This window comes from Providencia sp. JGM181, assembly GCF_018257375.1.
GTDB classification, from domain to species: Bacteria; Pseudomonadota; Gammaproteobacteria; order Enterobacterales; family Enterobacteriaceae; genus Providencia; species Providencia lanzhouensis.
The window spans coordinates 26232-36705 of record NZ_JAERJY010000014.1 but is presented as its reverse complement, the minus strand read 5'-3'; the positions used below and the strand labels follow the sequence as shown (position 1 = coordinate 36705).

Genomic DNA, 10474 nt, shown 5'->3' with positions numbered 1-10474 from the left:
ATCTTGTTTCGATGATAACAATCCAATGGGAATAAATACTGCATTCTAAGATTTAATCCATATAAAGCATGAAAGACGCTTAAGAATATTGGTCTTTATACTAATTTCAGCTTCAATTTGACGCGGAAAAAGCAGATGAATCGCCAACAAAACTGACTAAAACGTGAGTTACGTTGCAATTTTTTAACATTCATTAACAATATAGCGGCTTTTATGTCACCCATCACATTTCCAACAATTACCACGACTTAGTGCTAGCGCTAACACTCCAAAAGAGACGATAAAATCACGTCATTTTCCCGTCAGATGAGAGAAAACAAAATAATTCATAAAATCAATCAACTAGGAAGTTATTATTTATTTCTTTGATTAAATCTCCCTCTAGTAATGACTTAAACCAATCAATATAAGTACTTTTTTCATACGATTTACTTAACTAAAAGTTATATCAGCCTCAACAAAACTCATTGTTAAACAAAAGTTAAGCAAAGTAACTTCATTTAACACTAATGTTAAATCACAAAAGTGAATGCTCTGGTAAACAAATGTGAGGTAAAAATAATGACACTAGATGCCAGCTATACGCTATTGTTTGCATGCTTAGCGCTGCTTATTGGGATGATTGTGGTGAAAATCAGCCCTTTTCTACAGAAAAACCATATTCCTGATGCTGTTGTCGGTGGATTTATTGTTGCTATCGTTTTATTAATTGTTGATAAAGCAGCTGGCTATACTTTCTCGTTTGATACCTCATTACAAAGCACATTGATGATCGCTTTCTTCTCATCAATTGGTTTAAGTTCAGATTTTTCGCGATTAATAAAAGGCGGGAAGCCTCTCGTTATTTTAACACTCGCGGTTACCATTTTAATTGTGATCCAAAACGCTGTGGGCATGGGTATGGCTGTCATGCTAAACGAAAGTCCATTTATCGGTCTGATTGCAGGTTCAATCACATTAACAGGCGGTCACGGTAACGCCGGTGCTTGGGGTCCTATCCTTGCCGATAAATATGGCGTAACAGGTGCTGTTGAGCTGGCGATGGCATGTGCAACGATGGGTCTGGTTCTTGGTGGACTTGTCGGTGGACCAGTCGCGCGCCACTTACTGAAAAAAGTGACCATCCCAAAAGCAACTGAGCAAGAAAAAGAGACCATCCTTGAAGCATTTGAGCAACCAGCGGTAAAAAGAAAAATCAACGCTAATAACATCATTGAAACCATTTCAATGCTGATTATCTGTATCGTTGCGGGTAGCTATATCAGTGAGTTAGTAAAAGATACGCCAATGCACTTACCAACTTTCGTTTGGTGTCTGTTTGTCGGTATCATCATCCGTAACGTCTTAACTCACGTGTTTAAACATGAAGTTTTCGAACCAACTGTTGATGTTTTAGGTAGCGTGGCGCTCTCGTTATTCCTTGCTATTGCGCTAATGTCATTGAAGTTTGGTCAATTAGCTAGCATGGCGGGTCCAGTATTAATCATTATTGCAGTACAAACCGTTGTGATGGTGTTATTCGCCTGCTTTGTCACATTCAAAATGATGGGCAGTGACTATGATGCTGTCGTTATCAGTGCGGGTCACTGTGGATTCGGAATGGGGGCAACGCCAACGGCAATCGCCAACATGCAAACCATTACTCGTGCATTCAGCCCATCACACAAAGCCTTCTTAGTAGTACCAATGGTCGGTGCTTTCTTGGTGGATATCACCAACAGTATCATCATCAAGCTATATATTGAATTAGGCGCAGCCATCGCATAATCCTCAATAGCATATGCCGGCTCATAACCAAAAGTATATGAGCCGGCATTTTTCATTTCTGGTAAGTGACCCCGATATCGGATCCATGACATCTTTTTCTGTAGAATAAGAACAAATGCAAAGTATTACCTAGTTCTAACCATGGACGACCAATAATGAAGTTAAGACACCTTGATATCTTTTATGCTGTGATGACCTGCGGTTCACTCACTCGAGCAGCAGAAGTTCTGCATATTTCCCAGCCAGCGGCGAGTAAAGCACTCAAACATGCTGAACAACAATTGGGACTCGTTTTATTCCAACGGATTCGAGGAAAATTACTGCCAACAGATGAAGCCAATTTATTATTTGAAGAAGCAAAAGAGGTTTATCAGAATTTAGATAGACTCAGAATTTTGGCACAGAATTTATCTAGAAACCCACAAGGTAAGTTGGCTATTGGGTGTTTACCTAGCCTAGGGCTTAACTTAGTGCCTGAAGTCACCGCACTGTTTATTAAAAAGCATCCAAATATCAAACTCACTATTGGTACCCATCACACCACAGATATTTTGCAATTATTAACTCAACAAGATCTCGATATTGGTATCGCATTTAATTTAGCCATTGAAGGTGGGATCACCGTATTGCCTGTTGCTGATATTCCTCTCGTCTATGTGGATAGTCAGGCTCCCGTAAAATCTCCCGTTTCACTGGTGGATATCGACCAAGACCGCTGGATCCACCCAGGCTCCGACTCCCTATCTCAACTGCTACAGCAAAGGCATGAGTTCCAAGAATCCAACATCAGTGTGCACACTTACCATATGGCAGCGGAGTTCGTTCGGGCTGGTCTAGGTTGCAGTATTACCGACATTTTTTCTGCGGAACATACCCTGCCAGAATCGATGATCTACCCGCTTAAAGAAAATTTGCATTTAGCCGTATCCGTTTTCCATCGAGCAGATAGGCCACTCACGAAAGCAGCACAAAATTATGTAAACACCTTGTCGCTAATACTAAAAAAACGCAACGCAGTAGTTAACCAAAAGTTATACTCCGGTGATGAAAACTCAATTGTTTAGTCTGACTATTCGCCGTTAAATAATAACTCCTAAGTTATTATTGGTTGCGGAATATTATGACTAAACATGTGGTAGTGATCGGTGCTGGAGTGATTGGATTAAGTACCGCATATGCTTTAATTAAAGCGGGTCAAACCGTCACACTAATTGAATCTGATTCTGACGTTGGCATGGAAACCAGCTTTGCCAATGGCGGACAATTAAGTTATCGCTATGTTTCGCCACTTGCGGATGCGGGTGTTCCATTACAAGGCTTACGCTGGATGGGTAAAAACGATTCCCCATTAAATTTAAGAATCGATTTTACATTACAGCAGCTTTCTTGGATGACCCAATTCACCTTAGCCTGTAACCGCACAACCAATAAAATTAATGGCGCTCATTTATTACGATTATCGCTACTCAGTCAAAATGTCATGAATACGTGGCGTACCAATGGTGATATTGCCGATTTCGCTTGGGAAAAATCAGGAAAATTAATTATCCATCGCGAACAATCTAGCTTTAAAAAAGCCAGTGAAACTGTGGATAAGGAATTTCAAAAAGTTCTGAATGCCGATGAAATCGTTGAATTAGAGCCCGCATTAAAGAATATTCAATCACAATTAGTGGGTGCGATATACGCCCCCGATGATGAAACCGCTGATTGTTATTTATTCTGCAAAAATATTCTGGCTTATTTATCAACACAGCCTCAATTTACATTATGCCTTGAGCACTCGGTCAAATCCTTTATTAAACTTGGCAATACCATTACGGGTGTAGAAACAAATCAAGGCACAATTCAAGCAGACGATGTGGTGATTTGCGCAGGTAATGGTAGCCGTGAGTTATTAAAACCCCTTGGCATTGATGTACCGATTCTCGGTTTAAAAGGTTACAGTCTCAGTGTGGAATATCCACAAATGGCACATATCGTTCCTAAACTTAGCGTGACCGACTACGGCAATAAAATTGTCTACGCCAAACTAAATGATCAATTACGCATCGCTGCTATGGTCGATATTGGTTATGACAAATTTGGATTACGAGAAAACAGAATTTCTGCATTAAAAAATATTATTAAAAAAACATTCCCAGATTTACCTAAAATTGATAAAGCTGAAACATGGTGCGGTTTACGTCCGTCAACACCAAAGGGACCACCAATGTTAGGCAAAACTACGCACAGCAACTTATGGCTCAATGTGGGTCACGGTAGTTTAGGTTTTACATTAGCAGCGGGTAGCGCAGAGATATTAACTCAGCTCATTACCCAGCAACGCTCCCCTATTTCATTAGAAGGATTAACGAGGTAATTAATGTCCATTAAACGTAATAACCCAAAACCACGCTTAGCAGACAGCGTTGAATATGCTGGATTAGTTTACTTATCTGGACAAGTGCCTACAGATTTAACCGGAGACATTACTGCTCAAACCCAAGATGTATTAAACAAAATTGACGCATTATTAGCCGCTAGCAATAGCGATAAAACCCGTATTTTATCTGCACAAGTGTGGATAAAAGACATGAAGCGTGATTTTGCTGACTTTAATACCGTTTGGGAAAATTGGATGCCAGCTGAATTTAGCCCTGCTCGCGCCGCTGTTGAAGCGAATATGGCTCGGGATCAGGTACTCGTTGAAGTCATGGTGACCGCAGCACAACGCTAGTTTTAATTTATTCTATGGCATTCAAAAGGTTAAATTTATTCTCTTGAATGCCTTTTTTAGTCCTTTTATCATCATTTTTGTCCAATTCCCCTCTTAATAACTCTTTTTATTATCACTTCTAATAAAAAAAATACTCTCCTCTTGGTTATTCCATCTACTATTATCTATATGCACTTTGAAATAATTGATTGAAAACTAAAAATAAAACCAATGTTTATCGGTTAGTTTTATACCAACATGGAGAAATTACATGATCCAAACCGTTATTGAGCATGTTTTATCCAGATTACAGTCTCTCGGTATTAATGATATTTTTGGTGTTGCAGGTGATTATGCCTTTCCTATTAATGATGCTGTCTGCGCTAATCCAAATTTACGTTGGATAGGTAACTGTAATGAATTAAATGCCGCCTATGCCGCAGATGGTTATGCCCGTTTGAAAGGCGCCGCAGCGCTTGCCAGTACCTTCGCAGTTGGAGAACTCAGTGCATTAAATGGCATTGCTGGGGCGTATGCAGAAAGATTGCCTATTTTTCATTTAGTCGGCATGCCTGCCAGTCATATCCAAGAAAATCAGGCTATTATGCACCACACTTTAGGTGATGGTGATTTCGAGGTATTTTACAAAGTCGCTCAATCCTTTTCGTGTGCTCACGCGATTTTGACACCAGAAAACTGTGTCAGTGAAATGACTCGTTTAATGACTCAAGCTTTTGCGCAAAGACGCCCCGTTTATATTGGTATTCCTGCTGATCTCGCCGTAAAACGCATCGTTGTACAGAACATCAAACCGCTTACACTTCCTAGTAGTCGTCCTGATAACTTAAAAAAGTCATCAGTTTGATAGCTAATAAACTCAGCCAAAGTGAATATCCGTGTGCCTTACTGGGTTCACTCATATCACGGTTTGATTTAGTCAAAGAAGTGGAAGCACTGATTAAAGTCACTCACTTGCCTTATGCCACTATGTTTATGGATAAAGGTGTTTTAAATGAAACCCACTCACAATATATAGGCATGTACAGCGGGCATTTAATGAACCCTGACATTGCTGAATTTATTGGAAGCTGCGATTGTATTTTAAATATTGGTGCGGTGATGAGTGATGTGAATACAGGGTGTTTCACCGCAGCTCTTCACGCTAATAATATAATCCATATAATGGACAATTATGTGGTTATCGATTCAACGGTCTACTCTGATGTCTATATCTACGAGCTACTTTCTGAGTTAAAAGATATCCTGACATTTATTCCGAGTAGCTCAATAAAAGTTCACGGCTTAGGCGAACCAATCAACAATGATAATGGAAAAATAACCAGTCATTACTTATACCCGCGATTTGAAAAATTCATTAAGCAAAATGATATCGTGATAGCGGACACCGGGACATTTTCCATGGGGCTAGGCTTTGCACTTCTTCCTAAAGAAGTTTCTTTTCAAACTCAATCCCTATGGGGCTCAATTGGCTGGGCAACCCCTGCTGCATTGGGAGCCGCGCTTGCCGCACCTCATCGCCGAGTGATCCTAGCTACCGGCGAAGGCTCCCATCAATTAACAGCGCAAGAAATTAGTTTATTTGCCCGCTGGGGGCTGAAGCCACTTATTTTTGTTCTCAATAATGATGGCTATTTAATTGAGCGTCTTTTCTGCCATGAGCCCGAGGCCTATTACAACGATGTCCATCCATGGAACTATGCTCAGCTTCCCGCAACTCTTGGATGCAAAAATTGGTATTGTCAGAAAGTCACCACTTGCGACGAACTTAACCGAGTTCTCAATACACTCGAAAGAATAGACACTGCTGCCTATATTGAAATAATCACGGATAGATATGAAGCCTCAGATTTACTGCAAGCAATGGGAAAAATAATTAGGTCAGAAACGCTAAAACATCTTAAATAATGGCACTTAGCCACTCTAGACTACGGTGGCTCACAACCATAAATGGCAAGCGCCTCAGCGTCGCCTCCTGCGGATCCACCAAACTCCAACAATCACCAATACAATAATAGCTAGCCAAGAGAAATGCGGGTGAAATGGGAGCGCAAAGACAAGGGAGCTGACAAAGTAGCCCGCCGAGACAATCAAACATCCCCAAATGGCGCCGCCAAGGATATTTAATGCAAAAAATCTGATTGGATTTACCTTGCTGGCACCAATAATAATCGGTCCAACCGTTCTCATTCCATACGCAAAGCGGATCCCAATAATAATCCAATTTTCATGGCGTTGTATTAACTGCTGAACCCGTACAATCTTACTCTGATGTTTTTGAAATTTAGGTAATACCCGAGCACCAGCATAACGTCCGACAAAAAAAAGCACATTATCACTGACGACTCCACCAAGCGCGGCAAATAACATCGTCAAAGGATAAGAGAGTAATTGATTATGTGCGGCCACTCCCGATAGAAAAGCGGCTGTCTCCCCTTCAAGCATCGCACCAAGAAATACAGCCCAATAGCCATATTCCATTAACCACTGAGTTAATACTTCAGACATAAGACCGAGATCCCTTCCTGAACAACTGATAATGGATATCTTTAGCTAAAATCTTAACACAGATAAAATTAAATTTTTGTTTGTATTCTTGGTCATTCAATAAGGTGGGAGCCTTACAGCTAAAACGAATGGCACATAAAAAAACTGCACTTAACGACAACTTAAGTGCAGGGGATCACGACGCATAAAATATAAATATAGACTATTTATTGTATAAGCTAGCATTGATTGAAATATCGTTACCTTCACCTTCAGAGTTCACTGAGGTGATAATAAAATACTTTGCGCCCGCTTCATCCGCTTTTTGTGAGACTGCATTCACATAATCCGTTGTTGTCGCTGCATTCATTACGATATTAATATTGCCAACTAATTTCATTTCCATGGACTGAACATAATTAATCTCAGTTGCACTCATCGCAAATGGACTTAAAAACATCAAAGAAACCAATGCAATTTTTAATTTATTCATCAACATCACCTTTTATTAAAATAACGCCTTCATTTAATTACATTCTTTTTTAGAGAATGAAATTATGAGTATCGTTAAAAGAATATTAATTTCCTGATAATATAAGACTATATTTACCTATTAAAATAAAGAATGTAGCGATGAATATCAAATTTAATATCGTGTGAAACTTAGCATAAATTGCTTTTATTTATGCGATTTCTGACGTTTTAAATCAGTACTAAAAATATGTCCCAGTCTGATGCTAAAACGAATATAACGATGCCACTGATTTACCTACTTTTTGGGCCAAATCTGAAGCTGCATACTTATCCATGACTATCTCAATATAGGCTGCCGAATCCGCTGCTTCCGCTTGTTTAATGGCTGTATCTAACTCATCGCAAGTGGTGACTTTTTGACAATACCAATCCGTACAACCTAATGCTGCGGGTAATTGTGCATAATTCCACTGCGGTAAATCATTATAATAAGCTTCAGGATCTTTACATAATAATCGCTCAATTAAATAACCATCGTTATTGAGCACAAAAATAATCGGCTTTAGCCCAAAACGTGAAAATTGACTGATTTCTTGTGCTGTTAGTTGATGGGAACCTTCACCGGTCACTAAAATCACGCGCTTATTGGGTGCAGCTATTGCTGCGCCAAATGCCGCTGGTGTCGCCCAACCAATCGAACCCCATAGAGATTGAGTTTGAAAAGAAACCTCTTTAGGTAGTAAAGCAAAAACTAACCCCATTGATGCAGTTCCTGTTTCCGCCATCACAATATCCTGTTCCTTGAACATTTTCTCTAAACGCGGATACAGATATTGTGCGGTAATTTGGCCATTATCCCCTTTTCGAGGCTCACCCAATCCTTGAGCTGCAATACTTTGAGCTACAATGCCTTGATGTTTTAACGAAGGAGCTAATACTTGCAGTTTATCCAATACCTCTTTCATCATCACATTTGGGTAAACCGCTGAACCTACTTTCACCTGATCTGCTAAAATATTAATGCCTTGCTCAGGAGAGATAGATGCCGTAAAACTGCCTGAGTTAAAATCGGTTAATACCGCGCCAATACCTAAAATACAGTCGCAACTTTCAACAAACTTTTCTACTTGGGCATTCATTAATTTGCCATTATAAATTCCCATATACGTCGGATTGGATTCACTCACTATGCTTTTATCCATAAACATCGTGGCATACGGCAGGCCTGTCTTATCAATAATTTTCTGCACATCATCCGAATAGCCTAACCGTGCTGTCAGGATCCCCGGAATAATGCAGGCTTTTTGGCTGGTATTAAGTTTATCTAAAATAGCATTCACGGCTGCATTGAGTGACTTCGGATCGCTTTTCTGTTGTGCAACTTTTTTATGTTTCCCATTAGCAATGATGGGCATCTCTGCGTAATCAGATGGGAACCCCATATAGACAGGACGACGCTCTTTTAGGGCTGCAGCAATTAATCGCTCAGTTTCATCAATGCAATTTTCTGGGGTTAATATCGCATGAGCACAGCTCAAATGCTGGCTCATTTGATAAAACACATTAAAATCACCGTTACCTAAAGTATGGTGAACAAGACGATGGTTTTTCTGAACACCACTCGCTGGCATGCCCACTAAATGGAAGATAGGTAAATGCTCAGCATAAGACCCCGCAAGACCATTTAACGCGCTGAGTTCACCCACACCAAATGTTGTCGAAAGTGCGGCAACACCATTGATTCTTGCATAACCATCCGCAGCATAAGCAGCATTTAATTCATTACAATTACCAATCCAACGCAGTGTTTTACTTTCACAGACTGCATCTTCAATAGGAAAAGCATAGTCACCTGCAACCCCAAAAACTTCGTTGATACCCAGCGTTTGCAGACGTTCAAGAACATATTCGATAACCGTTTTCATAATGTAGCTCCAAATAATAATTTCGACTGATTATTCAGCCCGTTATTATTATTAACTCTAGTGTCACATTAACGGAAATCATTTATAATCATAATAGCTATAACAAAGTGTAATAGAGGTCACGATGGATATTCGAGGATTACGCTACTTTGTCGAAGTGGTACAACAAAATAACTTTAGCCGAGCGGCGGATAAATTATACGTCACCCAGCCAGCAATCAGCCGTAGCATTCAAAAATTAGAACAAGAGCTTGAAGCGACCTTACTGATCCGAGAAACCGACGGCGTGAAACTGACCGATGATGGTGAGATTTTATTCCGCCATGCTCAGCAAATTTTGGTACAATTCGACAGTCTTAATAACGCATTAAAAGACAGATCAGGCCCACTCACAGGGGTCTTGAAGGTCGGTTTACCCCCTGTCATCGCTTCGACCTATTTTGCCGATATCATCATGGCATTTAGCCAGAAATATCCACAGGTCGAGCTGCAGATCATTGAATTAAGTTCAAATCATATGATGAATGCCATGCTCAAAGGGGATGTAGAAACGGCAGCGGTAATGTCCCCATTTGATGAACAGCGATTTGATTTATACCGATTTACTACCGACCGATTGATGCTATTAGTGAATGATAAACATCCATTAGCCACCCATAATAGTGTTAAGTTTGCAGAACTTCTGAATGAGCCATTTATATTCTTTCAAGATAGTTTCCGAGTTAATGAATTAATTGTTAATGCTTGCGGGATTCATGGTAAAGAACCGATTATCGCAGGACGCAGTGGGCATATAGATCTTGTGATGGCGATGGCTCGCGCAGGAGTTGGTGTAACCATACTTCCTGAAAGTATGTGGAAAAAGAACCATATCGAGGGACTTTCTATTATCCCTGTCACGGAGCCTGTTCTGGCCTATGAGCTGGCTCTGGCAACTTTGAAAGGATCCCATCCAAGTCGCCGAGCTACGGCATGGATCGAATTAGCGTTGGAAATGTTGAATACACGCTCATCATTATGAACCCTTATAATGGGTTACCACTGAATAGCCACCGATTTGCCGACTTTATAGACACCTTTAAGTTAGACAAGCTTGTTTTAGGAA

At 40.2% G+C, this 10474-nt stretch carries 8 protein-coding genes and 1 pseudogene; 6 read left to right on the top strand and 3 right to left on the bottom strand.

Annotated elements, in window-relative coordinates:
• Positions 1–561: 561 nt before the first annotated feature.
• The 5 genes and pseudogenes from gltS to JK188_RS03875 all read left to right on the top strand — a co-directional run bounded on the left by gltS (position 562) and on the right by JK188_RS03875 (position 6391).
• The gene (gene gltS, locus JK188_RS03895) at positions 562–1767 is read left to right on the top strand and encodes a sodium/glutamate symporter (protein ID WP_132496777.1); all 1206 of its coding nucleotides are present in this window, start codon (positions 562–564) and stop codon (positions 1765–1767) included.
• 155 nt (positions 1768–1922) lie between these two features.
• Entirely contained in the window at positions 1923–2831 is a 909-nt protein-coding gene (locus tag JK188_RS03890) for a LysR family transcriptional regulator (RefSeq protein WP_211887725.1), read from the top strand.
• Between the two features lie 56 nt (positions 2832–2887).
• Entirely contained in the window at positions 2888–4129 is a 1242-nt protein-coding gene (locus JK188_RS03885; RefSeq protein WP_211887724.1) for a D-amino acid dehydrogenase, read from the top strand.
• A 3-nt stretch (positions 4130–4132) separates the two neighbouring features.
• Entirely contained in the window at positions 4133–4486 is a 354-nt protein-coding gene (locus JK188_RS03880; RefSeq protein WP_211887722.1) for a RidA family protein, read from the top strand.
• 250 nt (positions 4487–4736) lie between these two features.
• A pseudogene (locus tag JK188_RS03875) lies at positions 4737–6391 on the top strand (alpha-keto acid decarboxylase family protein).
• Between the two features lie 54 nt (positions 6392–6445).
• Here the strand turns inward: JK188_RS03875 and JK188_RS03870 are convergent.
• The 3 genes from JK188_RS03870 to JK188_RS03860 form a co-directional block, all read right to left on the bottom strand.
• A complete protein-coding gene (locus JK188_RS03870) occupies positions 6446–6991 on the bottom strand; it encodes a DedA family protein (RefSeq protein WP_211887721.1) in 546 nt (181 codons plus the stop codon).
• 202 nt (positions 6992–7193) lie between these two features.
• Positions 7194–7463, bottom strand: a complete 270-nt coding sequence (locus JK188_RS03865; RefSeq protein ID WP_108478370.1) for a DUF1471 domain-containing protein — start codon at positions 7461–7463, stop codon at positions 7194–7196.
• A gap of 244 nt (positions 7464–7707) precedes the next feature.
• A complete protein-coding gene (locus JK188_RS03860) occupies positions 7708–9369 on the bottom strand; it encodes an alpha-keto acid decarboxylase family protein (protein WP_211887719.1) in 1662 nt (553 codons plus the stop codon).
• A gap of 124 nt (positions 9370–9493) precedes the next feature.
• Here JK188_RS03860 and JK188_RS03855 point away from each other — a divergent pair, with 124 nt between their 5' ends.
• Positions 9494–10390, top strand: a complete 897-nt coding sequence (locus JK188_RS03855) for a LysR family transcriptional regulator (protein ID WP_211887717.1) — start codon at positions 9494–9496, stop codon at positions 10388–10390.
• The last annotated feature ends 84 nt before the right edge of the window (positions 10391–10474 follow it).

Coding starts and splice junctions, on each gene's coding strand:
- JK188_RS03890 (WP_211887725.1), top strand. CDS start 1,923: ATGAAGTTAAGACACCTTGATATCTTTTATGCTGTGATGACCTGCGGT.
- JK188_RS03855 (WP_211887717.1), top strand. CDS start 9,494: ATGGATATTCGAGGATTACGCTACTTTGTCGAAGTGGTACAACAAAAT.
- gltS (WP_132496777.1), top strand. CDS start 562: ATGACACTAGATGCCAGCTATACGCTATTGTTTGCATGCTTAGCGCTG.
- JK188_RS03885 (WP_211887724.1), top strand. CDS start 2,888: ATGACTAAACATGTGGTAGTGATCGGTGCTGGAGTGATTGGATTAAGT.
- JK188_RS03860 (WP_211887719.1), bottom strand. CDS start 9,369: ATGAAAACGGTTATCGAATATGTTCTTGAACGTCTGCAAACGCTGGGT.
- JK188_RS03870 (WP_211887721.1), bottom strand. CDS start 6,991: ATGTCTGAAGTATTAACTCAGTGGTTAATGGAATATGGCTATTGGGCT.
- JK188_RS03880 (WP_211887722.1), top strand. CDS start 4,133: ATGTCCATTAAACGTAATAACCCAAAACCACGCTTAGCAGACAGCGTT.
- JK188_RS03865 (WP_108478370.1), bottom strand. CDS start 7,463: ATGAATAAATTAAAAATTGCATTGGTTTCTTTGATGTTTTTAAGTCCA.